Consider the following 26,566-nt stretch of genomic DNA (forward strand, 5'->3'; position numbering starts at 1 on the left):
GAAGAAGCGGCAAATTTTGTCTTCGTCCTTCGGTTATTGAATTTGAAGACCAGCGCTCCGCTCCTTGCGGATTGACGCCCCCCTCCCAGGGAACTCACGTGCTTCGCAAAGTTCTCGATAAATTGCATCCGACGTTCGCTCCGGGCGGCAAGCTGCAGACGCTGTACCCCCTGTACGAGGCGATCGACACGTTTCTGTACACGCCGCCGTCGGTGACTTCGACTACGGCCCATGTCCGCGACGGGATGGATCTCAAGCGGATGATGTCGCTGGTGGTCGTGGCGCTGGGGCCGTGCTTCTTCATGGCGATGCACAACACCGGTTATCAGGCGAACCTCGCGATCGCCGATTCCGGCGGGAGCGTCAAGCCGATCGAGGATTGGCGCGAATCGGCGCTGCAGTCGCTGGGCCTGGGGCACGACGCGACGAGCTTCGTCGACAATTTCGCGCTGGGCGCCCTGTTCTTTCTGCCGATTTACGTCGTGACGATCGCCGTCGGCGGAGCCTGGGAAGGGTTGTTCGCCACGGTTCGCAAGCATGAGATCAACGAGGGGTTTCTCGTCACCAGCGCGCTGTTTCCGCTGACTTTGCCGGCGACGACGCCGCTCTGGCAAGTCGCCCTGGGAATCACGTTCGGCGTGGTGATCGGCAAGGAGATCTTCGGCGGCACGGGGAAGAACTTTCTCAATCCCGCGCTGACGGCTCGGGCGTTTCTGTATTTCGCTTATCCGGGCTTCATGTCGGGGACCAATCACCCCGCCCCGAACAGCGGGTACGGCGTGTGGGTCGCGGCCGACGGCGTCAGCGGGGCGACCGCGCTGGGGGCGATGGCGTCGGCGCCGATCGAGACCGCTCGCGCGGGGGTCGACGTCGTCACCGGCTACAGTTGGTGGGAGTGCTTCGTCGGCTACATCCAGGGATCCATGGGCGAGACGTCGACGCTCGCCTGCCTGCTGGGCGCCGTGGTGCTGGTCGCGACGGGGGTCGGCTCGTGGAAAATCATGGCCGGCTGCGTGCTTGGCGCCGTCGGCATGTCGGCGGCCTTGTGGCTCGCCAGTTCTGGCAGCGACTCGCCGATGATGTGCATGGCGCCCTGGTGGCATCTCGTCGTCGGCGGGTTCGCCTTCGGCACGGTCTTTATGGCGACCGACCCCGTCTCGGCGGCGATGACCGATGCGGGGCGATGGTGGTACGGCATTCTGGTGGGGGTGATGACCGTGCTCATCCGCGTGATCAACCCCGCGTTTCCCGAGGGAATCATGCTGGCCATTTTGCTGGGCAACGTCGTGGCGCCGCTGATCGATTACGCGGTCATTCAAGCGAACATCAAGCGGAGGACGGCTCGCTATGCAGCGGGATAGCGCCCAATACACGCTTCTCATGGCGGCTGCGCTGTGCGCCGTTTGTTCGGTGTTCGTCGCCGGGTCGGCGGTCATGCTGCGCCCGATTCAGGAGGCGAACAGCGAACTTGATCGCCAGAAGAACGTCCTCTTGGCCGCGCACTTGGTGTCGGCTAAGGACGCGACTGCCGCAAAGATCAAGGAGACGTTCGAGGGACAAGTCGAGCGTGAGTTGATCGATCTCACGACCGGCAAGGCGACGACGCCCGAGCAGGCCGGGGTCGGCGACGACTTCGACCCGGCCGCCGCGGCGAACGACTCCAAGCTCGGCGAGACGATCCCCGCCGCGGACGACGTGGCCGGGATCAAGCGTCGGGCCAAGTACGCCTGGGTCTACAAAGTGAAGAACGACGCGGGCCAGTTGCAGCAGATCGTGCTGCCGATCTACGGCAAGGGTCTGTGGTCGACGGTGTACGGTTTTCTGGCAGTGAAGTCCGACGGCACGACCGTCAGCGGCATCACCTTCTATAAGCACGGCGAAACCCCAGGCCTGGGGGGCGAGGTCGAAAACCCCAAGTGGCAGGCCCTGTGGGTCGATAAGACGATCTACGTCGGCGACGACGTCAAACTGGCGGTCGCCAAAGGCGCCGCGGCCACGACGGGCGACGCGGCCAAGCACGAGGTCGACGGGCTCTCCGGCGCCACGATCACCTCGCGCGGCGTCTCGAACATGATTCAGTACTGGCTCGGGCCGCAAGGGTTCGGACCGTATCTGCAAAGCCTTGCCGGGGGTTCAGGGAGCAATTCCGATGGCTAAACAATCGGCCCGTGACGTCCTCGTCGAGCCGGTGTTCGACAAGAACCCGATCGCTCTGCAAGTGCTTGGCATCTGCTCGGCCCTGGCCGTGACGAGCCAGTTGCAAACGGCGTTCGTCATGGCGGTGTCGGTGACGCTGGTCACCGGTCTGTCGAGCGCGGCAGTGAGCGCGATCCGCAAGTTCATTCCCAGCAGCATTCGCATTATCGTTCAGATGACGGTCATCGCTTCGTTGGTGATCGTCGTCGACCAAATCCTCAAGGCCTACGCCTTCAACATCAGCAAGCAGTTGTCGGTGTTCGTCGGACTGATCATCACCAATTGCATCGTCATGGGTCGGGCCGAGGGGTACGCCATGAAGAATCCTCCCAACATGAGCTTCTGGGACGGCATCGGCAACGGGCTCGGCTACAGCCTGATTCTGCTAATCGTCGGGGTGGTTCGCGAACTGTTCGGCAGCGGCTCGTTGTGGGGAGTCACTCTGCTGCCCAAGGCGGCCGACGGCGGTTGGTACGTTCCCAACGGCCTGCTGTTGTTGCCCCCCAGCGCGTTCTTTCTGATCGGGCTGATCATTTGGGCGATTCGGACTTGGAAACCGGCTCAAGTCGAGCGGGAGGGTTAAACGCCATGCAACACTACCTGACAATCTTCATGAAGGCGGTGTTCGTCGAGAATCTCGCGCTTGCCTTCTTCCTCGGCATGTGCACGTTCCTCGGCGTGTCGAAGTCGGTGAAGACGGCCCTCGGGCTGGGGGGGGCGGTCATCGCCGTGATGACGATCACGATCCCGCTCAATAATCTGTTGCTCAACTACCTGCTGAAATCAGGTGCGTTGACCTGGGCGGGCACAGGATTCGCCAAGGTCGACCTGACGTTTCTGTCGTTGATCACGTTCATCGGCACGATCGCCGCGATCGTGCAGATATTGGAGATGACGCTCGATAAGTTCTTTCCGCGCCTGTACAACGAGCTCGGCATCTTCCTGCCGCTGATTACGGTCAACTGCGCGATCCTCGGCGGTTCGTTGTTCATGCAAGAGCGCGACTATACGTTCGCGGAGAGCTGCGTTTACGGATTCGGCGGCGGGGTCGGCTGGGCGTTGGCGATCGCCTGCATGGCGGGCATTCGCGAGAAACTGAAATACAGCGACATTCCCCTGGGCCTTCGCGGTCTGGGGAGCGTCTTCATGATCTCGGGACTTATGGCGCTTGCCTTCATGTCGTTCGGCGGCATGTGAGCCTGAGAGCGGAACCGCCCGGGGCGCCGCGAGCGCCAAGGCGCTGCGGGAGACGAATGGCTTGACGCCGTCGAACGGCTCGCAATTCACGATCGTCAAAACCTCAGTTCATCGTTTCAGAGTCGGGATCGGTTCCCGCTCTGCTGAAAGATACGGCAGCCCACTTGGCGCTTGTCGCTTTGACACAGAAGAAGCAGCGAGCATTTCTCATGTCCGCCTTTCTGCAAGTCTTGTTGGCCGTGGCCATGTTCACCGGCGTCGTCGTGGCGCTGGTGGTGATGATCCTTGCCGCCCGGTCCAAGCTCGTCTCTGCCGGCGACGTGACGATCGAAGTCAACGAGCAGAAGACGATCAAGGTCCCCGCGGGGGGAAAGCTGCTGGGGGCCCTGGCCGACGCGGGGATCTTCGTCTCCTCGGCTTGCGGCGGCGGCGGCACCTGCGCCCAATGCAAGGTGAAGGTCTTCTCCGGCGGGGGGGACATTCTGCCGACGGAGAAATCCCACATCAACAAACGGATGGAGCGCGAAGGGTGCCGCCTCTCGTGCCAAGTGGCCGTCAAGCAGGACATGAAGATCGAAGTCCCTGAAGAGGCCTTCGAGACGAAGAAGTGGGAATGCGAGGTGATCTCGAATCACAACGTCGCCACCTTCATCAAGGAATTCAAGCTCAAGTTGCCCGAGGGCGAGCAGGTCGGCTTCAAGCCGGGGGGATACATTCAGATCGACATCCCCCCGCACGAAGTGGCGTACAAAGACTTCGCCATCGAGGACCGCTTTCACGGCGACTGGGACAAGTACAACGTTTGGCGGTACGTGTCGAAGGTCGAGCAGCCGGTGGTTCGGGCGTATTCGATGGCGAACTACCCCGGCGAGAAGGGGATCATCATGCTCAACGTGCGGATCGCGAGCCCCCCGCCGCGGGCGCCCGACGGGACGCCCCCCGGCAAGGCGTCGTCCTACATCTTCAGCCGCAAGCCCGGCGACAAGGTGACGATTTCCGGACCGTACGGCGAGTTCTTCATCAAAGAGACCGACGCCGAAATGGTGTACATCGGCGGCGGCGCCGGCATGGCACCGCTCCGCAGCCACATCTTCGAGCTCTTCAAGGAGCGCAAAACGAATCGCAAGGTCTCGTATTGGTACGGCGGGCGCAGCAAACGCGAGTTGTTCTATGAGGAGGAGTTTCGCGAGATTGAACGCGACTTTCCCAACTTCAAGTTCAATATCGCCCTGTCCGAACCGCTGCCCGAGGACAACTGGACCGGATACGTCGGTTTCATCCACCAAGTGCTGCACGATCACTATCTTGCCAAGCACCCCGCGCCCGAGGACATCGAGTACTACATCTGCGGCCCGCCGATGATGAACGCGGCCGTGTTCAAAATGCTGGACGATCTGGGCGTCGAGAAGGATAACATCGCCTACGACGATTTCGGCGGCTGACGACCGCGGAGGCGACGCCGTGCGAGCTCGACGCAGAGCATTACGAAGACGACGCGTCGCCGGCAGCGGATGGGTCCTGCTCGCGCTGTGCGCCGCTACGCCGGTCGGGTGCGAGGCGCCGCCGGCCGCGAAAGGCGCCGACGCACAGCGCGTCGTGCTCGAGTTCGGCGGCCTCACGATGGGCACCAGCTACAGCGTGAAGTGCTGGTCGGCCGACCCTCCGCTGCTTGCCGACTGCGACCAGGTGCAAGCCGAGGCGGATCTCGTGCTGGCCGAGGTCAATCGACAAATGTCGACCTACGACCCCGAGTCGGAGTTGAGCCGCTTCAACCGCGCGGGGCCCGGCGAGTGGTTCCCGGTCTCCGCGGCGACGGCCGAGGTGGTCGCCGCGGCGATCGAGATTCACGATCGGACCGAAGGGGCGCTCGACGTTACGATCGCACCGGTGCTGAGGCTGTGGCGCTTCGGCGCAGGGACGGACGATTCCATCGGCGACGCCCAGGCGCCGGCCGTCGCGGATCTGAAGAGGGTGCGGCGCGTCGTCGGGGTCGACAAGATCGAAGTTCGCCGCGAACCGCCGGGCCTCCGCAAGTCGATCCCGGGGGTCGAGATCGATCTTTCCTCGATTGCCAAGGGGTACGGCGTCGACGCCGTCGCAGGCCGACTTGGCGAGTTGGGATTTGAACACGTGATGGTCGAGATCGGAGGCGAAGTCCGTGCCGCCGGCGAACGGCCGAGCGGCGGACCGTGGCGAATTGGCGTCGAGAGTCCCGAAGTCGATCGTCGCGCTCTCGCCGAGACGGTTCCGATGCACGACGTCGCGATGGCCACCTCCGGGGATTACCGGAATTACCGGCAAGCCGACGGAAGACAGGTCGCTCACATCATCGATCCGCGTACCGGCGAAGCGCTGCCGTTCCGCGGGATCAGCGTGACGGTTCTCGCGCCGACCTGCATGGAAGCCGACGGACTGGCTACGGCGCTGGTGGTCTTGGGCGACGCGCGCGCGTACGATTGGTGCGACGAGCACGACGTGGCGGCGTTGTTCCAGACGCGCCGCGAGGAAGGACCGCCCCTTCGCCGCGCAACCGCGGCGTACGAGCGCCTGCTCGGCGGTCCCGTGCAGGCGGCGAATCGCGAATCCGCCGACATCAACCCTTGAGGGGCGCCATGTGGCTTACAATTCTTATCACCGTGGGCGTGTTCATCCTGGCTCTGACGGGGATGGCGATCGGCGTCATTTTGAGCGATCGTCGCATCAAAGGGAGCTGCGGAGGAATGGCCAATCTGCGCGACGAGCACGGCCGGCCGATGTGCGAGGGATGCACGAATCCGTCGCCAGATTGCACCGGCTCGCCTGACGAGCGCGTTGCGGCCGGCTGCGACGAGGAGAAGTCGTGACAGGCGATTGAGTCGCTTTCTCATCTGCCGGCCGCATCGTCATCAGGCCTCGGCTCACTCCCTCGTCGCCACGTAGATTTCCGTTTGATTGAGCTCGGCCCGAAAGCGGGCGCCGAGGTCTCGGAGCGTCGCGTCGCGCGTCTCCCGCCGGACGTCGGTTCGAGGCAACCATTGCGAGACGATCCAGTAGCGCTGGCCCGGTTGAACTCCGGCCAGAAATGCGGCGACGTCGCGCTCGCGCCTTTCGGCGGCCTGCGAGAAGATGGGGAAGCTCGCCGCGGCGCGGTCGGCCGGCCTGTAGTAGTTCAGCGCCGCTGCCATGTAGGGAGAGGCGACGATCACCGGATCATCGGGGAACGCGAGTTCGTCCAGTCGTGCGGCGACGGCGCGGAAGTCTTCTTCGGCGTACCGAGCGTCAAACAGCCGGTTGTAGTACGCGACTCCGTGCACCAACAGCAATGTCGCCGTGGCGCAGGCGACGATCCACGGACGCGGGTTGCGTGAGGCGCCCGCGCCGAGCAGCAGGGCGTAGGGAATCGGCAACCACGCGGCGTAGCGGTAGAAGAAGCCGACTCCGACGAGGTTTCCCCCGAATCCGAGGAGGGGCACGAGCACGAAGAAGGTCGTCAGCAACAGCCAGAGGCTCGCCTCGCCGGCGAGCAGCGTCACGCCGCTGGCGACGAGCACCGCCCAGGCCAGGCCGATCACGATCGCCCAAGGGAGCATTTGGCGCGCCCCCTCGCGGGCGTCAATCGAGCGCAGTTCGAGCATCGAGGGGCCGAGCGTGTAGCCGGTCGATTGAACTAGGTAGGCGTAAGCGTACGTTTCTTTGTCGAATGACGCGGTGAGATGCTCGTCGGGGTGGTCGGCCATCGCGCGGCGGAGCACCAACGGCGTCGGCGCCAGGAGGATCGCGAGAACCCCGGCCGCGGCGACGAACGGCTTCCAGTCGCTGGTCCGCAACGTTGCGACCGCGAGCCACGCCCAGACGACGACCACCAGCGGCCCCGCGAAGTAGTGGGTCCATACTGCCGCTGCGGAGGCGACCGTCAGGGCAATCCAGTGCCGCGGCTCGCCCCGACGCCACACGGCCAGCGCCGCCCAGAAGGCGATCGCCGCGAAGAGTACGTAGAGCGCGTACGCTCGCCCTTCGCGACAGTAGTGGACGTGAAACGGTGCGGTCGCGAACAATAAGGCAGGCCAGACGGCGCGGCGGTCGCCAAGGAGCTCGACCGCTGCCAGCCACACGAACCAGGTCGCGGCGACGCCGTACGCTACGTTGAGCCACCGGGTCGCCAATTCGGTCCCCCAGAGTCGGTTCCACATCGCGGCCGTCGGACGGTACAGCGGCGGAAACAGGTCGTCGTCCTCGTCCAGCAGCATCGAAACGATCGACTTGCGGGCCGATTGGAGTTCTGAGACTTCGTCGGCCGTAAAGCCGACGGCATGCAGTCGCCACGCTCGCAGCGCGAACGCAAAGACCAGGATCGCCATCGCGATTGCGCGGCGACGAGAATCAGAGAGCGAGTCGGCGCTGGTCATCCGGCGTTGTCTGCTGTGCGGTCGAAGGCGGGAGTCGAAGCGTACGGCTGCGTCTGGCGGCGGCGATAGAGACGCCAGAACAGGTCCCAACTGGGATACGGGATCGCCCATGCGTCGGGAATGACACGGCAGCCCAGCGCAGCGCCGCGGAACAGCAGCGAGGATCGGCCGACGTGAGCCAGCAGCGACTTCGCATGCGCCCCGGTGATTTGCCGGCGGGGGCGACCGCCGTCGATCGGCTCAAAGTCGACGGAATCCATCAGACGATCGAGGCTCGCGGGAGTGAACCAATGCAGCACGCTGGGGGGATTGTATTCGTGCCAGTGACGTCCCTGCATGCGGGCGAGGAAACTGGCGTGATTCCACGTTTCGACGAGAAGGAACCCGCTCGGGGCGACGGCTGCAGCGGCGCGGCGGATCTCCGCCTGCAAATCGGCGAAGTGGGCTACGATCTGCAGCATGGCGACAAGGTCGAACTCGACGCCGGCGGGGATCTCCTGCAAGCGGCCGTAGAGAGACTCAACTCCCGACTCGCGGCGAGCGTGAGCGGCCATCGTCGCGTTTGGTTCAACGCCGAAGCCGGTCCAGCCGGCCTCGACGAACGCCTGCAGCGTGTAGCCGGCAGCCGCGCCGACGTCGAGGATTCGCCCCGACTTTGCGTGGCGGGCCATGCAGCGGGCGTAATAGGCGCCCCGCCTCCGCAGCACGGCGGCGCTCTGCAAATAGTCGGCGTACCCCGCACCGCCGCCGAAGAAGTAGGCGTCGTCGTAAATCGCCGCTACGTGTTCGGCAGGACAAGGGGCGACGGCGAAGCGATGGCTGCACTCTTTGCAGTCCCAGACGGCAAGGCCGTGCACTTCGGCCCACTGCACGGCCGATCCCGCGGCATGACACAGCGGGCAGACGACTTGGCCGGTCGGCATTTCAGAGGCTTCCAAGCCGGGGGACTTAATCGACCCCGTCGGTCTCTCGGCTTGGTCGCAGCCTAGAGACGAATCAGAGGAGAAAGCGGACATGGCACTGCAGTGACGGCGTAGTCACGCTACCGGACGCCAAGCGGCTGTATGGCAAACCGCGGGCGGGGGGAGGCAGGAACGAATGGGAATCGGCGTCCCGCTACGCGCACGCATGGGATTGCTTGGAAATGCTCTCCCCGCGCGAGTCGAGCAGGCCGAGGGCCGCCAGTTCTCTCTCCATTCTAGCCGCAAGAGCGGAGTTTGGGCGAGAGCCGCGGCGAGGTTCGTGCGGCAAAACAGGCGGCAGGTCGGTCGCCCGCCCGGCGGGAAACAGCGCCGTAGCGGCCTGGCGCACCAGCGCGTCGGGATTCCGACAGAACTCCTCGTACGACTGGACCCAGAACCGCTCGGGGCCGACCAGTGCAAGTTGGCGGCGGACGAGCTCCTGGTAGTATTGCACCTGACAGGCGACGCTGGCGGCCGGATGCTCGGCGTTCCACGACCGCTCGGGGGCTTGGCCGTACGGGACGCGTTCGTCGCCGTGGATCATCCGCCGCGCCTCGAGCAGCGAAAAAGCGTGCGGCAGCGGTTCGCGCTCGAGGCAGATGAAGATCGCTTCAGGCAACGCCTGAGCGAGGTCTGCGGCGGCGACGACGACGCGGTTGCATTTCGACGCGACGGGAAGCCCGAACGCGACACTCCACGCGGCAAAGAACCGCCTCATCCGCGCGGCGACCTGCGGGGTGATCGGTTCCGGATCGCGGCTGCGGTCGTCGCCGAGGAATCGGTCCCACAGCGGCAGGGCATCGTTGAGCCCGGACAATCCGGCAGTTCGGCCGTAGAAATTGCGGTACGTGGCCGACGGCTTCATCCCCCAGCGTTGCAACATCTTCGTCGCCACGAGCGGGGAGCGAGGGAAGATCTGCACGACGTTTGTGAACGGGGCGACCGGCAGGGCGTTCACGAGCGTTTGGTAGACCAGCGTCGTTCCCGAGCGCGGGGCGCCGCAAATGAACAACAACGGCCCGGTGGTCGCGGGCGCCTTGGCATACTGCCGTCGCTCCCAGGGGGTCATCGCCAGATCGAGCGGAGTCGCAACCATTCCCGCGACCGCGGCGCCCATGGCGAACAAGGCCGCCGGGTCGCGTGTTGCCGCCAGCCGCGCCGCCAGCCGGACCGGATTGCGGAAGTGCGCGGGAACGTATTTATGAAGCAAGCGACGCATAGATCGACGGCAAGGGAGAACAAAGCAAAACAGAGCAGAGCAAGAAACGAAAAGCGATCGCTGGGTCAGTCGTCGGCGTGGACGCCGACGATGCAGGCGGCGTCGCTATCGGGGCGCGACTCGCCGGCAGCCTTAAGTTGCTTCATCCCGAGCACGGCGGCTGCATGCTCGCGCATCGTGACGATCGAGTACTGAGCGGCGAGACGATCGATGATCCACGCCATCAACTCGCACTTCCAGGCGGAGTCGCGATCCATCGCGGGGAAGAACTCGAGCCCGACGCCGTCGTCGCGGCCGAGAAAATCGAGCGGGTGGAGCAGGATCGACGGCTGCACGCGAAATGCGCGGCACAATCCCAGCGCAAACGAGAAGTAAGCCCGCGCCGCCAATCGCGAGAAGCGAGCCAGATACAGGATATAGCTGGCGTGAATCGGCAGCTTGAGCACCGGCATCGTCGTCACGGGGATTTCGACGAGGCCCTTGCCGGGGCCGGACCATAGGTACGGCCGCAAGGGGCGAAAACCTTCGCGGAATTTGCCGAACAGTTCCTTTCGCTCTTGCTGCTGGTCGTGCGAGAGCCGGGCCGTAAGAAAGTAGTAGAGCCGCGCCAGCGGTCCGAGAAACGTAGGAAACGTCGAGGCGTCGTACACGTAACCGCGAGCGACGAGCGTTCGCAACACGTCGTCGGAAAAGCTGAAGCCCGGCCCGCGGAACCCGACGGGCCGCTCGCCAGTCGCCAACAGGATCGCCTCCTCGGCGGAGCGGAGTTCTTCGGCGACTTGTTCAGGCGTGTACAGGTGAAGCCAAGGCTCGTGATGGAACGAGTGATTGCCGAGTTCGTGGCCGGCGGCGGCGATCGAGCGGAGCACGGGCTGGTTCTCCGGCAGCACGGCGTCCTGCCCCACGACGAAGAAGGTGATCGACAGCTCACGCGCGCGCAGCATCTCAAGCACGCGCGGCACGACGACGTCGAGGTAGCTGGGATGAGACTCCCAGCCCTCGTCGCCGTGGGTTTTCATGTAGGACCAGCGATTGTCGAGGTCGAGCGACAGGCTGGCGAGGGGCTTAGGCATGGTCGGGATCGACGATGTGAAGGCGCAGAGAGTCGACGAGTGAAAGGGGCTCAGCAGTTTCGCCAGACGCCGGGGCAAGTCGCTGCGCCTCAGCAGAAAGCGTCCGACTTGCGATCAATGTGCGTAGGCGAGTTCGTTCGGGTTCTCGGCGGGCAATTGTCCTTGCATCTCGATTGTTGCGAGCGCCGAATCGGCAAGAGTGATGATTTCGTTGACGTTGAGGGTCCCCTTGACGATGTGCGACGAGTTGACGGCGTACACGTGCGGCACGCCCGTGGCGAACTGCGGCAAGCGGGTCGAGTAGCCGAGCGTCGGCAAAGCCATGACGTGCGGCGCCCGAGAGACGCGGAACGCGACCACGTCGTCGTCCGTCAGATCGGGGTACATGCGGCGCAGCCCGGCGAGGAAGCGGGTCTGAATTTCCTCGTCCGACCAGCCCCATGCCTCGTCGTCGGCCGCGGCGTAACGGGGGAGGTAGGCCAAATGGCGCCCCGCCAGTTCGGCCGGGTCGACGAGCGCGGTCATCTCAATCACCGCAGTGAATGGAAAGCCGGGGTCAGTAATGTTCGTCACGTAGTAGCCGGCGAGCGGTCGCTTAAGAACGACCGAAGCGCACAGCACGCCGAGATATTCGATCCCTTGATGCTTGCGGCGCTCGTCGCCCGACAGTTGCGGGCAGGCGCGCAGCACGTGCGGCGCGGGAGTGGTCAACACGACGCGATCGAACCGTTCGGTCCCGCCGGGCGTCGTGATCGAGACGCCGCTATCGTCGCCTGCAGCATCGGTCACGGGCGAGTCGGTGCGGACATCGACGCCCAATTCGGCCAGTCGCTCGGCGAACCGCTGCAGTACGCGGGCGTAACCGCCGCGGACGTAGCCGAACATCTCCTTCTTGAGCCCCGCCTGCCGGGCGCCGTACATCCGAGCGATTGTCGCCCAGATAAACACGGCCGAAGTTCGCTCGTACGACGGGCCGAGCTTCGCCAGCAGCAGCGGCTGCCAAATCTTCTCAAAGGTGCGACGTCCGGACCATTTTCGGAGCCAATCAGCGACGCGGACTTGCTCGAGCGGGCGCCACTGGCGGCGGCGCGAGGCGGTCATAATCGTGGCGCCGAGCCGGATCTTGTCGAGAAACCCCAACGGCGGGAAGCGGAGGAATTCCCATGAGTTCGACATCGAGTAGAACCGGCCGTCGGTATAGAACCCGGTCTTCGTCTCGACCCACTGAAGCTCGTCGGCGAGCCCCAGGTCGTCCAACAGCGCTCGCAACCGCAGGTCGGATAGCAGCGTGACGTGGTAGTGAACGTCCCAAGCGAGGTCGCCCACCTGCCATGCGGCGGCCAAGCCGCCGATACCGGGGGCCGCCTCGAACAGCGTCACTCGACAGCCGCGCTTGGCCAGTCGATGGGCGAGCGTCAGCCCGAGCATGCCCCCGCCGACGACGCCCCACGACTGCGTTGAATCGATCGCGGCGGTCATGAGGCCCCCGTGCCGACGCCGTTTTCGGCAGGCGCGGCGGCAAGTTCGCGCACGAGGCCGTCGCTTACGGAATAGCCGGAGCCGCAGCGTTCGCAGGCGCAACGGGCGATGGTCGGCGTTTCGCCCTTCAGCCAGCGCGCGACAGGATGGCCGCAGCGACAGACGGCGCCGATCGACCGGGCCGGGCTGCCGACGACCAAATGAAAGTCGGGCACGTCGCGGGTGACGACGCTCCCCATGCCGACCATGGCGAATCGGCCGATCCGCAGATTGCTGCCGACGGTGCACCCGGCGCCGATAGTCGCTCCCGCGGCCACCAGGGTGCTGCGGGTCTCCTCGTCGGGATCGGAGGAGCGCAACGACAATAAATCCGGAGTGGTCGCCCGAGGAAACGTGTCGTTCGTGAACACTGTGCCGGCGCTGATCATAACGCCGTCCTCAATCGTCACGCCGAAGCAGATGTAGACCATGGCGTTGATCTTCACCCGGTCGCCAATCAGCACGTCGTAGGCGACATAGCTCTTCTCGCCGACGACGCACTGCTGTCCGATGCGGGCGCCATGACGAATGTGGACGTTGTCCCACACGCTCGAACCAGGGCCGATGACGACGTCGGGCTCGATAATCGCAGTCGGATGGATGCGCGGAGGGGAAAGCATGATCGATTGACGACTTGCTGCAGCGACACGAGATGGCGCCGGCGAGCGGGGAAACGCCCCCCGCCGCTCGCCGGACAGGAATTGCAGACGCTACATCGAGGCGAGCGGATTAGCGGATTCCCAGACGCCCCGCTCGAGCGAGCGGTAGGCGGCTTCGATCACGCGGACCGAGGCAAGCGCGTCCTCGGGCGCAACCAGAAGCGGTTCCTCGCCGCGTACTGCGCCGGCGAAGTTGTCGACTTGCCTGGTGAATGCGACGTGCTTGTCGTACCCTGAGCCGAAAATCGTCCACTCGGCGTCGCCGCTTCGGCGATAACGCGAGTCGCGCCATCCGACGAGCAGCGTCCCCGCGCTGCCGTAGGCGGCGATGTAGTAGGGAAGTTCCTTGCTGACGCTCCAGGAGAGATCGATGCTTCCCAGCACGCCTCCCTCGCTGTGAAGAAACATCTTGGCCGTGTCTTCGACGGGGAGCGATTGAATGCGACGACCCTCCATCGCTTGGACCTCGGCAATCTCGCCGAGGAAGAACCGAGCGACGTCGACCGAGTGCGTGCCGTTGTCGATCAGGACTCCGCCGCCGGAGATTTCGGGCGCGGAGTTCCAGCGGTGCGTCATGTCGACGCGACCGGTGAAGACGTTTTCAAACAGCACCAGCTCGCCAAGCACGCCGGAGGTGATGATCGACTTGGCCTGGGCGACGTCGGGGACGTAGCGGAACTTCGAGGCCATGGTGAACAACACGCCCCGTTCGTCGGCGCGGGCGATCATCTCCTCGGCCGCGGCGACGGAGATCGCCAGCGGCTTCTCGCATAGCACGTGCAAGCCGGCGTCGACCAGTTCTGCACACACCTCGGGATGAGTCGCGGGGGGGGTGCAGACCAGGGCCGCGTCAAGTTGCATCTCGGCCAGCATCGACGCGACGTTGCCGAACGCTGCGCACTCGGCCGCTTCAGCCAGCGCCTCGGCCGCGGCGAGCCGGCAGTCGGCGATCGCGGCCAGTTCGGCGCGTTCCGAGCGTTTGAACGCCTCGACGTACGCCTGGGCGATGGCGCCGGCGCCGACGAGGCCGAATCTCAGAGGTCGTTTTGTTTGTGAGGAGCTGCTCATGCGTTGTTAGTCCTTGGCGATGTCGGTGACCGCGGTGCGAATGACTTCGACGACTTGGCGAACGTGCTCGTCGGTGTAGCGCTCGTTCAGCGGCAGCACCAACACCGAAGCGAGCGCGGCATAGGTGCCGGGGAACCGCTCGCGGCTGTAATCGACCGCTTCGGGCCGAGCCAGCGTGAAGGGAAAGCGGCTGTCGCCGAACGTGCGCTGATCGCGGAGCACCTGGCACTCGAAGGCGGGCTTCTGAATGTAGCGCGGGGCGCAAAACACGCCACGATCGCGGAGCCGTCCGGCAAGCGCGTCGAGCCCCCCTTCCAGCCGGCTGCCGTCGACGTGGAGACAGTATTTCCAGTACGTGTGCGTAAAGCCTGGGTCGACCGCCGGGGGCGACACTCCGGGCAGTCCTTGCAACCCCTCGGTCAACATCGCAGCCATGCGCGTGCGGCGCGCGACGAAGTCGTCGAGCTTGGCAAGTTGGGCCGCGCCGACGGCGCCGGTCAACTCGTTCATGCGGTAGTTGAGGGCGAGGAAGTAATGATCCGGATTCTTGTCGCCGTAGCCCCAGGCCTTGTTGATGAACAGGTACATTCTGCGGGCGAGATCCGGGTTGTTCGACGCCACGAGGCCCCCCTCGCCGGTCGTAATGTGCTTGCCTTGTTGCAGGCTGAAACACCCGACGTCGCCGAACGTGCCGACCTTCTGGCCGTGGATTTCGGCGCCGAACGCTTGGGCGCAGTCCTCGATGACGGCGATGCCTCGACTGCGAGCGAGCTCCATAATCGGTCCCATCCGGCAGGGATTGCCGAACAGATGGGTCACCATGATCGCCTTGGTCCGCGGGCTGAGGACCGCTTCGATCGACTCGGCCGTGAGGTTGTAGGTGAGCGGATCGACGTCGGCGAACACCGGGATCGCGGCCTGATAAATGATCGGGGTCAGCGCGCCCATGTCGGTGATCGAGGTGGTGACAATCTCGTCGCCCGGTTCGGGGTCGACCGCGGCGATCGCCGTGTGAAGCGCAGCAGTGCCGTGCGAGCACGCGTAGACGTGGTTCACGCCCAGGTGCTCGGCAAACCGTTGTTCGAGCGTCTTGACGAATTCGCCCTTGGTGCTGGTGAGCGTGCCGGACTCGATTGCGGCGGCGAGATTGAGCATCTCGTCGTCGCCCAGCTCGCGGCCGGTGGCGTCCTGGTCCGAGGGAAGTTGCAGGCGATCAAGCGAAAGTGCGGATTCGGCGGACACGAGTGGATCTTTCTGTCGAAGTCGAAGATGGGAAATGCAAATGATCGGATGCGTCGAGCGGCAGGTTGCGGGAGGCGTCCGACCGCGTAATGGATCGTCTCGCAGTCTAATCGATCGCGGGAGGAGCGCGGCGGAGGAAGCGTCGAAACGCGAGTTGGCGGATCAGCCGCAAGTGGCCCAGCGCGGCGCGAGCAACGCGCATCTTCGAGTGCCCGGCGACGCGAGCCTGAAGGCGGGCCGGGTGCTCGACGACCGAGCCGCCCTCCTGCAGCAACCGACACAATAATTCAGCGACGCCCACGAAGCCAGGATTCGCCAGCGGCAAATTGACGACTGCGCTGCGGCGATAGACCCGAAAACAGCAGGTATAGCATGTCAGCGGACGTCCGATCGCCGTGGCGTACAGCCTGGAAGCGAGCCGCGACAGCCGCAGACGCCACTCGGGAACGTTGTCCACCGAGCCTTGCGGGTGATAGGGGGAAGCAGTCACTAGATCGACGCCCGGGACGAGCATTTCCGTCATCTCCTCCAACTCGCCGACGTCGTATGAGCCGTCGCAATCGATTGACGCGACGACTTCGTAGCTGGCCGCGGCCAGTCCGGTGCAGATGGCGGCGGCAATGCCGCGGTTCTGGACGTGGCGGAGGATGACGAAGTTGGAGCGCTCGCCGATCGCTTGCTCCAGGAGCGAAACCGTGTCGTCCGCGCTGCCGTCGTCGACCAGCAGGAACTCGAGTTGCCGCTTCCCGGCGAGCGACTGTTCGAGACGGCTCAGGGATTCGACGACCAAACTCGCGCATTCCTCTTCGTTGAACAGCGGCACGATCACCGACAGCCCCGTCGTCGCCAGCACGGGCGTACGGGAAGTCGTCGGTCGATCGACCGAGTCGAGGGCCGGGTTGGCGAGCGTGTCGGACATGGCCAAAGAGAGGCGGATAAAAATAAACGCGAGAACGGATAAGCAGACGGAGTCAGTCGAGCGAGGTCCTGAACGGCTACCCCCCCAACAGCGTGCGGCGGAGGCACATGGCGATGAATTTCGTGTTGCCGACGAGGTAGCGCTTCCACAACCGGCGCGGCTCGCAACAGAGTCGGAAGAACCACTCGAGCCCGGCGTGCTGCATCCACGCGGGAGCCATCTTGAGTACGCCGGCGTGAAAATCGAACGCGGCGCCGACGCAGAGTTGCACGGCCGGCATCCCGTCCCGGTGAGCGGCGGCGAACAGTTCCTGCTTGGGACAGCCGAGGCCGATGAGCACGATTGCCGCACCGCTGTCCGCGACGCGGCAGTCGACGGCGGCATGCTCCTCGTCGGTAAGCGGCCGGAACGGGGGAGACTCGGCCCCGACGACGTTGAGTTCAGGAATGCGAGCCGCAAGATTGCGTTCGAGCGCGGCGAGCACTTCCGGCTTGCCGCCATACAAGTAGACGCCCAAACCGCGGCGAGCCGCTTCCTCGCAGACACGGAGAGTCGTATCGGGGCCGTACACGCGGCGATTGATTCCCGCCCCGAAGTACCAGTTGAGCGCCCAGCGGACGGGCTGCCCGTCGCAGGCGACGATGTCGAACTGGTTGAGCGCGGAGCGGAACTGCGCGTCGCTCTGAGCGGTCGTGAGGCCGTGGACTCCCATGAAGTCGACGATGGCGCTCGCGCGGCGTTCGGCCAGATGCATGATGGCGCCGACCACCTCGTCGGGGCCGGCGAGGCTGACCTTGACGCCGAACAGGTCGGCCATTTCGAGCGGCGGAGCGGCGCGCAAAGGGGCCGCCTGCTCAATCACGATGTCGGCGGCGTTCGATTCCCACGACAAGGACGGATTGGAAGTGCTCATCACAGAGGCGTATCCAAGAAACTCACTGGGGCGACCGCGCCAAGTGCGGCTTTGAAACGGAACCACAAGCGGTTGGGACAGGGGACCGCGGAATCGCGACGCCGGCGGACGATTTCTCGTCGGCGAATTGTGCTGCTCGGCGCTGAGAGGCGACGTCGTAGATCTCGAGCAGTCGCCGATAGTTGCGTTGCGGGGTGTACTTGGCCTCGTACTCCCGTCGGGCGGCCAGCCGCATGGCGGCGTACTCGGCAGGGGGGCAGTCGGCGGCCTGGGCGACGGCGCGGGCTAGGTCCACCGCGGCGCCCGGGGCGAACTGCCAGCCGATGGAGCGGTCGGCGACCAGTTCTTGCATCGCGCCCAGCGCCGAGGCGACGACCGGCGTCCCCGCAGCGAACGCCTCGGCGATCGTTCGGCCGAAGGTTTCGTACCATTCGGAAGCGATTAGCAGCGCGCGGGCCGCGCCGATGCGACGGTGGACCTCGGCGGACGGGAGTTCGCCGAGCCACTCGATCCGAGGGTCCTCAGCGGCGGCCGAGGCGACCTCGCCGGCCAGCGGACCGGCGCCGATGACCGTCAGCGCGGGCAGCGACGCGAACTGGCGCCATGCCGCGAGCATGGTCCGAATTCCCTTCTCCGGCGAGAGCCGACCGACGAACACGACGCCGGCGCCCCCCTGCCCTGGCCCAGGATCGGGCGAGACGCAGTTGTATTTCACATGGACGCGCTCGGCGGGGAAACCCGCGGCAAGGAATCGACTGCGGGCGAACTCGGTGAGCGTAAAAAACGCGTCGACATGCCGACGCCAGGTTCCCAGCAGCCGGTGAGTGACTTGCATCGCCGCGACTGCGGCCGTAGCCGCCTTGCTGTCGCGATAGCAGCCGTGACGAACGGCCGGCCAAGGGATCGCGCGGCCGACGCAATCCTCGCACGGGCGTCCGTCGCGCATAAGGTACGACCCGGCGCACAACAGGCGGTAGTTTCGCAACGCTTGCACTACGGCGGCGCCGTGGCGCCGTGCGACTCGACAGACGGCCGGCGACAACAGCGGAAACGAGTTGGTGACGTGGACCACGGCGGGTCGCTCGCGCTGGACGAGCGCGGCCACGTCGCGCGCCGCGCGGCGGTTCCAAACGGTCGTCGTGGCTGCTCGCAGGGAACCCATCGCTTGCATGTCTTCGTTGGTGCGAAGGTACTCCAGCACGTCGTGCCCGCCGGCGCGGAGCAAGTCGCGTTCCTCCTCGAAGGAGCAATCCTCGCCCCCCCGCTGCAAGTAGCGGGTATGACAGAGCAACACTTTCATTGCCGGTCTCCTCGATCGCGCGCAATCCGCCGGCTGCAAGCCTCAGCTTGAAGCCGATTGCGGACGAGCTGCAGCGGTCTTTGGAGGCTGACCATTATAACAAGGATTCAGGAGAATGTGCGGGGTGAATACGCTAATTCTTGGGGACGAAGGCGTCGTTCGGCCGCCGGACGTGCCGCCGCAGGCGAACGCGTCCGCCGAACAGGCTTTCGACCAGAAACAAGGCGTAGGGGGTCGCCCAATACAGGACTTTCGGCCGGGGGGCGTGGGCCCGGACGAACGCCCACCACTGCCGCGGCGGGCGATACCCCTTGGGCCCTAAAAGCTTCTGCCAACGGCGACGGAAGGAGAGGTTGGCGTCGAACGAGGTGTTCGCGACCGGGTTGAGCTTGCACTCGCCCAGGTGCTGCGGCGCGAGCAGCACCGGCAGGCCCGCTTTTCGGGCGCGGAGGCCGTAATCTCCGTCGGCGAAGAAATGGGTGTACGCCGGATCGAGTCCGCCGATGATTTCGTCGGCCGCGTGGGGCACGAGCACGATGTTGCCGTTGATGCTGTCGCACATCTGCGGCAATCCGGCAGGGGAAATCACGCGGACATTGTGCCAGCTTTGCCGCCGCATGCCGCCGGTGACGGTCGCCTTCGTGTCGGGATCGCGCGTGGCTCCGACGACGATCGTGCGAGGATCGCCCGAATCGCGTTGGACCTGGACGAGCGTCTCAATGGCGCCGGGCTGAAGTTCGACGTCGTCATTGAGCCAGAGATAGTAGTCTGACGGACAAGCCGCGTCCCACGCCAACCGCGTGCCGCCGCACCAGTACAAGTTGCCGTCTCCCTGCAAAACGGTCGCCGCGGGGAACTCGTTCCGCACCGCGTCGCCCGTGCCATCGGTGCTGCCGTCGTCGGTCAGGTAGATCCGCAGCTCATGCCCCGCGGGGACGGCTTGCTCGGCCAAGGCGCGCAGACACCGCAGCGTCGTCTCGCGGCGGTTGAAGCAGGTCAACAGCACGGCGATTGTCTGCACGTCGCGGTCGCAAGGGACGTCGGCAGGCACGGGTTCGGCAGAGATGCTCATTGTTCGGCTGGTTATTCGGAGCGAACGGCTGTCAGGATGAAGACCGCGGCGGTGTCGTCAAGCCGTCAAGCCGGCGAGCGGCGCGACGGTCGCCAGGACAGATCAGGCGCACGAGGCCGGGGCGATTGCAGGGACAAGGCGACGGACGGTCCCGTCGCGGGTTTCAGCGCCGTCGCCGCCCCCAACGCGAACAGCAGAAAGGTCGTCGCCCCGGCCGACGGGATTTTCGATTCGGCGCATCCATGAACCAAGGTGAACACGACGAAACAAGTCACGAGCAAATCGCCGGGAGATCCGACCGTTTGATATCGCCAGACTCCGGCAAGCGCCAGCGCGAGCGCCCACAGCACGTACAGTCCCAATCCAACGACGCCGGTCGCCAAGACGAGGTCGATGTACGTGTTGTGGGCATGAGGAATCTGCCAGCGGAACATCTCAGAGTACTTGTAGATCCGCGCGTCGGTCCAGAACGCTCCGTAACCATGCCCGCTCACGGGTTTGCGTTCGGCTTCTTGAATGACGGCCCGCCAGAGCGGAGTTCGGCCGGTGAGAGACGAGACGTGCTCCTGCCGGCCCATTGAGGCGACGTTGGCCGATTCCTTGATCGCAGCCACCGACACGAAGCTGGCGAGCAACCCGGCCACGCACCCGGCGGCGATCAGCCCCGAGACGACCAAGAATCGTTGCTGCCCGCGGACGCGGAGCACCAACCCCACCAGCGTCGCGACGACGAGCGCCGCGAGCGCGGTGCGCGATTTGGTCAGCGCCAGCGCGGCCAGCCCGATTGCCGTCAGGCCGTAGCGCAGCTGCGGTCGGTCGCGGCGCGGGAACTGCAGAAATCCCGAGATGAGAGTCAGCGCGGCGGATTCGAGCCCCAACCCGTTGGGATCGGTCGTCCCGGCGAAGCGGTAGTCGCTGCGCCACGGCCGAAATGTTCCCAGTGACAGTTCGGCGAGCCCCCCCGCGATGATGGTTCCCAAAAAGTAGAGGGCGGTCCCCCACAGCAGATCTTGCAGCGACGCCTTCGTCGCCGTGCCGTAAGCGGCCGTAACGATCAGCAACAGAATGGCCAGCTTGCGGCTGGTAAGAAACCTGCTATCGGTCCAGGCGACGCTGGCAAGACACCAACCGAGATACGCAACGAACAGGATCGCCACGGGATGCAGCCAGCGCAATCGCAGAGTCGGCGCAACGGCGGCGAAGGCGAGCCCCATGCCCCCCAGCAAAAAGAACCCAATGGCCGAGCTCGAGGTGGTCGTGGCCTGCTGCTGGGCGAATCGATTCTCGCGCTCATGGGCGCCCTTGCCGGAGTACTCGACGAGACTCGAACTGGCGCGCCAGCTGTGGGCGACCAGCGTGAAGACGAACGCCAGCCCCAGCGCAATCACGAACCGCACCGGCCAGTTGGCGGCGACGTCGAGACGGTGCGAGGCGGGATTCGACATAAGAACGCGATGGCTTCGAATTTTGCAGTGAGATTAGTCAGTCGATGACGCGGTTCCTGGCGAATTCCAGGGGGGAGACTTCCTAGCTCTAAGGTGCTGACAAAGGTCTCACCTACATCCGGCGGCGAAGCCAAGCGGGAAGGTAGCTGCGCTGGCGATTCAAAATTGCTCCGGCCAGGGGGACGCCGTCCTGCTGCAACTGACGAACGGCCCGTTTGGCTTCGCCTTGGCGGGTCGTTTCGGCGCGAACGACCAGTAATGCCTGATCGAGCAATCGCGCCAGGATCAGTTCCTGCCGCAAACGATCGGGACAGGGGAGATCGACGATGATCAGCCGGTAGTCGACGCGGGCCTCTGCCATAAACTCGCGAACCGCGTTGGAGTCGACCAACGGTTGCTCGCGATGCGAGACGATCCCTGCGGGAACGACATGGAGTCCGGCGACCGGCCCCGGTTGGACGCACTCGACTAGCGGCGCGGCTCCGGCGAAAAGTTGCGCAGCGCCCGGCTGACCGGGCACGTGCCAGAGATTTGCCAGCCGCGGGGCGTACCAGTCAGTTTCCACCAGCAGCACCGAACCCCAATTCTGCTCGGCGGCGCGGAGGGCCAAGTTGGCGGCGATCGTGGTGACGCCGGTCTTGGCCTCGCAGCCGACCAAACCGAGCGCGTACGCTGTCCCGGCGTCGTCGCCGAGCACCGACTGAAGCCGCCACAGCAGGTGGTCGTAAACCGGGCTGCTGCGGCGCTGGCGAATTGCCGTCGGGCGATCTGTCGGATCGCCTTGGGCGACATGACGGATCGCCGCAGCGGCGTCGACGCCGGCGTCGGTTGAACGGGGAACGTCAGGTTGATTCATCGCAAGACTCCGCATGGCCGCGGGAGGAGGCAGAACAAGTAGCTCAGGCAATTCGGTTTGTCACGGATCGGCTCGGGACGCTTCAGGTTCTGCGGGGGATGCCGGCGTAAGCTCGCCCTTCGGGAACCACAGCCACCAGCGGCAGCCCGAGCGTCTTTTCAACCTGCTCGTCAGACCAGATTCGCGTGTCGATCTTCTCCGCCCCGAGTCCTAACGCGAGGGCTCCCACGCTCGCCAACATGAGCGACAATCCGCCGACGATGAGTTTCGAGGGGCTCACCGGCTTCTCCGCGAAGGTGGGATCCTGGGCGACGTTGATGTTGGTGATTCGTTGGCGGTCCAGTTCCTCGTCGATCCGAGCTTGCTCGAAATTCTGCTCGTATCGCAGCAGATTCGCCTCGGCAATCTGTTTGTCGCGACCGAGCGTATCAAGCCGCAGTTCGTAGTCGTTGAGCTGCTGCAACTCGGCCATGACTTGGGCCGATTGGAGCTGGATCTCCTGTTTGCGGGCGTCGAGGCCGGCCTTGGAGCTCTCGATTTGAGCGAGTTTCAGCACAAGCTCTCGCCGGTTGGGGTTCACGGCGTCGATCGTCGTCTCGCGCTCGTCTCGTTCGTCCTTGAGGAGGCGGGTCGCCTCCTCGACTTGGCTGCGGGTCGACTGGACAAGCGGGTGGTCGCCGTTGTACTTCGCCTCGAGATTCATCAGTTGCACCTGCAGCGTGTAAAGCTGCGACCGCAACGTATCGGCGCCCGTATTCGGGCCCACCGACTTGCTGGCCGGCAGCCACTCAGGCATTGAGGCGATCTGGTCCTCAAGCCGATCGATCTCGGCCTGCGAGGAGATTAGCTGCTGGTCGACCTCGACCCGGCTGAGCTGGATGCTCGCCAACCGGTTTTCGAGCGTGCCGCGACGGGAGTCGATCGAAGCGACCCCCATCTCGTTCTTCGCGTCGCGGATCGCGGCGACGGCGCTGTCGACCGTCGCCTGCAGGCGACGCCGCTGCTCGGCGAAGAAGTCCTTCGAGCCGGTCGTGCGATGCAGACGCAGGTGCTCTTCACGGTAGACGTCGATCAGTTCGGCCAGCACCTGCTGGGCGAGTTTCGGGGATTCGGCGTCGTAGGCGACCACGATCACCGTGGACTGATGCTCGGCGTCGACGGCCAAGTTTCGTTCCAGGGTGATGATCGCGTCCTCGGTCGGGCTGATCGGATCAAGGTCTTTGACCGCGCCTACGACGAACCGCAGGGGCGCCAAGACCGCTTCGGCAAGTTGATTCGGCGGAGCCGCGCCGTCGCCGACTTGGCCCAGGACGACCTCCGGGGTGAGCCGCTCGACGGTCTTTTTTAGGATCTCGCGGCTCTTGAGCACTTCGATCGCCGAGGTGATCTCGTAGTCGCGGCCGCTTTGCTGCAACCCGATCATGGCGCCGGTCGTTGCGGTGGGGTCGAGTCGCACGCTCTCACGCCCGACTTGCAGGAATAATTGCGCCTCGGACCGATACTTGCGCGGCGCAAAAAGCAGCACTAACGTCCCCAGCGCAAGCATGCCCAGCGAGCACGACAGCACCTTTTTCTTGTGCCGGAAGAGGATCATCGCCAGTTCGCGAAGACCGAACGAAGCGAGGCTAGCGGAGGGGGGCGAGTCGGACATGGCGCGTGGACCTATGACCACGGAGATTCGGGGACGCTTCGGCCGAACGCGTCGTTTGCGTTGCGCTGGCCGGGCGGAATGTTGCAACAGCGTCTATTGTCATCATGCGCACCGGGGATTTCACCCTGCCGCGCTGGCGGCCGGGGAGGATGTCGCTCGGAATTTCGCAGGATACGGAGGATGTAACGGTTGTGCGGCCGTGGAGTTCGCTCCGTCGTCGAGACACGCGGCGTAGGCCATTCGCAACCGAGCTCCCTGGTCGGACCAGAGAAAGTCGCGGGCTCGCTCGAGGGCCCCGCGGCTGAGTCGGGCGAGTCGCTCTGCGTCTCGGGCCAACGCGATCACGCCCTCCCGAAAATTGGCCACCGCCTTGCGAGGCGTAGCGACGGGGATTCGCAATGCACAGTCTTCGGCGAGCACGTCGGCGGCCCCCTGGTGATCGAACCCGATAATCGGCGCTCCTGCAGCAAGCGACTCGAGCAATCCTGTGCCGGACGTATCGCGAAGACTGGTGAACGCGAAGACGTCGGCCCAGTCGTAATGGGGTTGGCGCCCCTCGTAGCCGGGCCAGCCGACCCACTCGACGCAGTCGTCAAGTCCAAGTCGCTGCGTCAGACGACGCCATTGAGCAAGCTGCGGTCCGGCCGACATGACGCGCAGGGTGAAGGACGCCTCGGTGCGCGCGGCGGCCAGCGCTCTCAACAGCAGCGGCAGTCCTTTCCAGGAGCAGGCTCGCCCAGCCCATAAGATGCGCAGCGGTTTGTCTGGATCGCGCGGTACGCGCGGCGTCGGTCGAACTGCGTCGATTCCCGTTTCCAGCATCACGCCCGCGATCGGACGTCCCGCGCGGCGCAGCTCTTTGGCCGCTTGACGGTTGGCCGCCAGGGTCATCGTCGCTGCGGAAGACGCGCGGCTGACACGGCGCGAGTGTCTCAGTTGCAGGGCGTTGAGCAGATTGCGGCTGATCTCGCGGACGGCCCCTAGGGGCTCAATCGCCGTCAGAAATCGCCAGGGGAAATTGTGAACGCCCCCGACCGGACCCCACAGGTACGGTTTTCCCAATCGCCAACACTCGCTCGGCTGTCGATAGCCGCAGTAGCTCACATGGTGGACGAGATCGAACGGCCGCGTGCGATCCGCCTCGGCCGCCACGGCATACGCACGACGTTGCCAGCGCGCGTTCGCCCATTGGCCCCCCGTCGGCAGAGCGGCGAGCGCCTGCTCTCGCCGATCATGCGGAACCTGCAACACTTCGCAACCCGCAGGAACCTGCAGCACTGCGGGATCGCCGGACAGCGCGCACAGGACCGTGACGTCGAATTCCGTCGCGGCGGTCTCGGCGCGGCGCCAGGCGAGCCGCGATTCCATCGAGAAATCGGGGTCGAACCGATACGCAATGAGCAGCAGACGACGCCGCATCGCAGGAGGGGTGTGAGGAATCAGGTTCGGCGACTGTTGCAAGCGTCGAGGTTGAGCGAAACGGAATGAAGCCATCGGCAGAAGGACGACGGCAATACGGTTGTCTATTCGGGCCAAGTCACCGCATGCCGCGCTGCACGATCAGCGACGGCACGGTTGCAAGCACCAACTTCAGGTCGTGCCACAGGCTCCGCCGGTCGGCGTAACGGAGATCCATGCGGACCCAATCGTCGAACCGAACTTTGCCGCGGCCCGTGACCTGCCACGTGCAGGTCATGCCGGGGGTCACGTCGAGACGACGGCGTTGCCACCCCTGGCAAGCTTGAGACTCGTCGGTCGGCAACGGTCGTGGACCCACCAGCGACATGTCGCCGCGCAGCACGTTCAGCAGTTGCGGCAATTCGTCGATGCTCGACCAACGAAGGAAACGTCCGAACCGAGTCGTACGGGGATCGCGTCGCATCTTGAACGCGGGACCGTCCTGCTCGCTGCTGGCGCGAAGCTCACGTTTGCGATGCTCCGCGTCGACCGACATTGTGCGCAGCTTGTAGATCTTGAATCGTTTGCCGCCGAGACCTTCGCGCTCCTGCAGAAAGAACGCCGGCCCCGGCGAGGTGAGCTTGACGGCGGCGGCGGCGACGCCAACAACTGGGGCGGCGACGGCGAGACCGGCAAGCGACCCCGCCACATCGACGCACCGCTTCCATAGCGGCATCGGCCGTGCGAAGAAAAACTCGCCCGGGTCAAGTTCGGCATCCTCACCCGACACCACGGCGGCGTCTTCCTCCGTCTCGGCGTGTCGCCGGCGCCGGCGGCCCGGATAACTGAAGACCTCGCACTCCGGGCGCTCGGGGCCGGGAGGGTAGACCTCGCTCACGTCCTCAGCCACCTTCCAGGCGCCTTCGGCGTTGGTGTCAGGCAGCAGCACCGCGACGTCGCCGTTGCGCAGCATTCCCGGCGTATCGGTGATGCGCAGCCGACCTTCGAGCACGCGGCCCAAGAACTCGATGTCCGGAGCCGCGGCGCGATCGCGCGGCAGGCGAATAATCAGTAGCGAGAGGATCGACCCGTTGCGGTCGACCCGCATCCGTTCGCATTGGGCGGCAAAGCGAAAGTCGGCGTCCGACAAGAAGTAATCGAAGCGTATTTGCCGTCGACGGCTCATCAGGGAAGCTCGGCGGCGAGGCAATAACGAGGCGTGAAAGGGGCGGGGAGCGGATTGTTGCGTCATGTGTCCTGGCAATCAGCGGTGTCAATCGAACTCGGCTGGGCAATGTGCGGCGCGTGCCGAGGCGCCGTCGTTCCGATCGCCACTCCTCTAACGTCTCGCCTAGCGAAACCGTGAGAGCGGGGAGCGGACAGACGGCGGCGGGTGATGTCTCCTAAGGCTCGGTCTCCTCGAAATCAGCAGGTGTGCAGCGAAGTCTCCTCCGACGCGCACCTGCGGCAAGGGTCTCAACAGCCTGCGATTC

At 65.1% G+C, this 26,566-nt stretch carries 23 protein-coding genes and 1 pseudogene; 7 read left to right on the plus strand and 17 right to left on the minus strand.

The genetic code is table 11. The annotated features are described in order from the left end of the window. The first annotated feature begins 98 nt into the window (after positions 1-98). The 7 genes from KF688_15505 to nqrM all read left to right on the plus strand — a co-directional run bounded on the left by KF688_15505 (position 99) and on the right by nqrM (position 6,236). Positions 99-1,361 (plus strand): NADH:ubiquinone reductase (Na(+)-transporting) subunit B, encoded by a 1,263-nt coding sequence (locus KF688_15505; GenBank protein ID MBX3427084.1) that lies wholly within the window; start codon positions 99-101, stop codon positions 1,359-1,361. Next, positions 1,348-2,157, plus strand: a complete 810-nt coding sequence (locus KF688_15510; protein MBX3427085.1) for a Na(+)-translocating NADH-quinone reductase subunit C — start codon at positions 1,348-1,350, stop codon at positions 2,155-2,157. The genes KF688_15505 and KF688_15510 overlap by 14 nt, the downstream gene beginning before the upstream one ends. Next, positions 2,150-2,779 (plus strand): NADH:ubiquinone reductase (Na(+)-transporting) subunit D, encoded by a 630-nt coding sequence (locus KF688_15515; protein ID MBX3427086.1) that lies wholly within the window; start codon positions 2,150-2,152, stop codon positions 2,777-2,779. Before KF688_15510 ends, KF688_15515 begins: the two co-directional genes overlap by 8 nt. A gap of 5 nt (positions 2,780-2,784) precedes the next feature. Beyond that, on the plus strand, positions 2,785-3,393 hold the full coding sequence (nqrE, locus tag KF688_15520) for an NADH:ubiquinone reductase (Na(+)-transporting) subunit E (protein MBX3427087.1): 609 nt from the start codon (positions 2,785-2,787) through the stop codon (positions 3,391-3,393). 209 nt (positions 3,394-3,602) lie between these two features. Continuing rightward, positions 3,603-4,835 (plus strand): NADH:ubiquinone reductase (Na(+)-transporting) subunit F, encoded by a 1,233-nt coding sequence (gene nqrF / locus KF688_15525; GenBank protein MBX3427088.1) that lies wholly within the window; start codon positions 3,603-3,605, stop codon positions 4,833-4,835. 19 nt (positions 4,836-4,854) lie between these two features. Then, on the plus strand, positions 4,855-5,997 hold the full coding sequence (locus KF688_15530) for an FAD:protein FMN transferase (protein MBX3427089.1): 1,143 nt from the start codon (positions 4,855-4,857) through the stop codon (positions 5,995-5,997). Between the two features lie 8 nt (positions 5,998-6,005). Next, on the plus strand, positions 6,006-6,236 hold the full coding sequence (gene nqrM, locus KF688_15535) for a (Na+)-NQR maturation NqrM (GenBank protein MBX3427090.1): 231 nt from the start codon (positions 6,006-6,008) through the stop codon (positions 6,234-6,236). 54 nt (positions 6,237-6,290) lie between these two features. On the opposite strand, the gene KF688_15540 is transcribed toward nqrM, so the two are convergent. From KF688_15540 to KF688_15620, 17 genes and pseudogenes are all read right to left on the minus strand, one after another. Further along, positions 6,291-7,730, minus strand: a complete 1,440-nt coding sequence (locus tag KF688_15540; GenBank protein MBX3427091.1) for a glycosyltransferase family 39 protein — start codon at positions 7,728-7,730, stop codon at positions 6,291-6,293. Positions 7,731-7,774: 44 nt separating this feature from the next. Further along, positions 7,775-8,701: a class I SAM-dependent methyltransferase gene (locus KF688_15545; GenBank protein ID MBX3427092.1), complete on the minus strand. Its 927-nt coding sequence runs from the start codon at positions 8,699-8,701 to the stop codon at positions 7,775-7,777. A 193-nt stretch (positions 8,702-8,894) separates the two neighbouring features. Continuing rightward, a complete protein-coding gene (locus tag KF688_15550) occupies positions 8,895-9,959 on the minus strand; it encodes a sulfotransferase (protein ID MBX3427093.1) in 1,065 nt (354 codons plus the stop codon). A 65-nt stretch (positions 9,960-10,024) separates the two neighbouring features. Further along, positions 10,025-11,032, minus strand: coding sequence for a polysaccharide deacetylase family protein (locus KF688_15555; protein MBX3427094.1), 1,008 nt, complete (start codon positions 11,030-11,032; stop codon positions 10,025-10,027). Positions 11,033-11,146: 114 nt separating this feature from the next. Next, entirely contained in the window at positions 11,147-12,460 is a 1,314-nt protein-coding gene (locus KF688_15560; GenBank protein MBX3427095.1) for an NAD(P)/FAD-dependent oxidoreductase, read from the minus strand. A gap of 182 nt (positions 12,461-12,642) precedes the next feature. After that, positions 12,643-13,170: pseudogene (locus tag KF688_15565) on the minus strand (N-acetyltransferase). A gap of 90 nt (positions 13,171-13,260) precedes the next feature. Next, entirely contained in the window at positions 13,261-14,277 is a 1,017-nt protein-coding gene (locus KF688_15570) for a Gfo/Idh/MocA family oxidoreductase (GenBank protein MBX3427096.1), read from the minus strand. Positions 14,278-14,283: 6 nt separating this feature from the next. Beyond that, positions 14,284-15,432, minus strand: a complete 1,149-nt coding sequence (locus KF688_15575; protein ID MBX3427097.1) for a DegT/DnrJ/EryC1/StrS family aminotransferase — start codon at positions 15,430-15,432, stop codon at positions 14,284-14,286. Between the two features lie 193 nt (positions 15,433-15,625). Continuing rightward, positions 15,626-16,438, minus strand: a complete 813-nt coding sequence (locus KF688_15580; GenBank protein ID MBX3427098.1) for a glycosyltransferase family 2 protein — start codon at positions 16,436-16,438, stop codon at positions 15,626-15,628. A 76-nt stretch (positions 16,439-16,514) separates the two neighbouring features. Continuing rightward, entirely contained in the window at positions 16,515-17,351 is an 837-nt protein-coding gene (locus KF688_15585; GenBank protein ID MBX3427099.1) for a WecB/TagA/CpsF family glycosyltransferase, read from the minus strand. Positions 17,352-17,373: 22 nt separating this feature from the next. Then, complete coding sequence (locus KF688_15590; protein ID MBX3427100.1) at positions 17,374-18,651, minus strand: glycosyltransferase; 1,278 nt, start codon at positions 18,649-18,651, stop codon at positions 17,374-17,376. 133 nt (positions 18,652-18,784) lie between these two features. After that, on the minus strand, positions 18,785-19,723 hold the full coding sequence (locus tag KF688_15595; protein ID MBX3427101.1) for a glycosyltransferase family 2 protein: 939 nt from the start codon (positions 19,721-19,723) through the stop codon (positions 18,785-18,787). Positions 19,724-19,788: 65 nt separating this feature from the next. Then, positions 19,789-21,168 carry an O-antigen ligase family protein gene (locus KF688_15600; GenBank protein ID MBX3427102.1) on the minus strand — a complete coding sequence of 460 codons (1,380 nt, stop codon included), beginning with the start codon at positions 21,166-21,168 and terminating at the stop codon, positions 19,789-19,791. 112 nt (positions 21,169-21,280) lie between these two features. Then, on the minus strand, positions 21,281-22,024 hold the full coding sequence (locus tag KF688_15605; protein ID MBX3427103.1) for a CpsD/CapB family tyrosine-protein kinase: 744 nt from the start codon (positions 22,022-22,024) through the stop codon (positions 21,281-21,283). An 82-nt stretch (positions 22,025-22,106) separates the two neighbouring features. Next, the gene (locus KF688_15610; protein ID MBX3427104.1) at positions 22,107-23,675 is read right to left on the minus strand and encodes a hypothetical protein; all 1,569 of its coding nucleotides are present in this window, start codon (positions 23,673-23,675) and stop codon (positions 22,107-22,109) included. 120 nt (positions 23,676-23,795) lie between these two features. Further along, on the minus strand, positions 23,796-25,094 hold the full coding sequence (locus tag KF688_15615; GenBank protein ID MBX3427105.1) for a glycosyltransferase family 4 protein: 1,299 nt from the start codon (positions 25,092-25,094) through the stop codon (positions 23,796-23,798). A 118-nt stretch (positions 25,095-25,212) separates the two neighbouring features. After that, positions 25,213-26,325, minus strand: coding sequence for a sugar transferase (locus KF688_15620; protein ID MBX3427106.1), 1,113 nt, complete (start codon positions 26,323-26,325; stop codon positions 25,213-25,215). Positions 26,326-26,566: the final 241 nt, after the last annotated feature.

Source organism: Pirellulales bacterium (assembly GCA_019636345.1).
In the GTDB taxonomy this organism is placed as follows: Bacteria; Planctomycetota; Planctomycetia; order Pirellulales; family Lacipirellulaceae.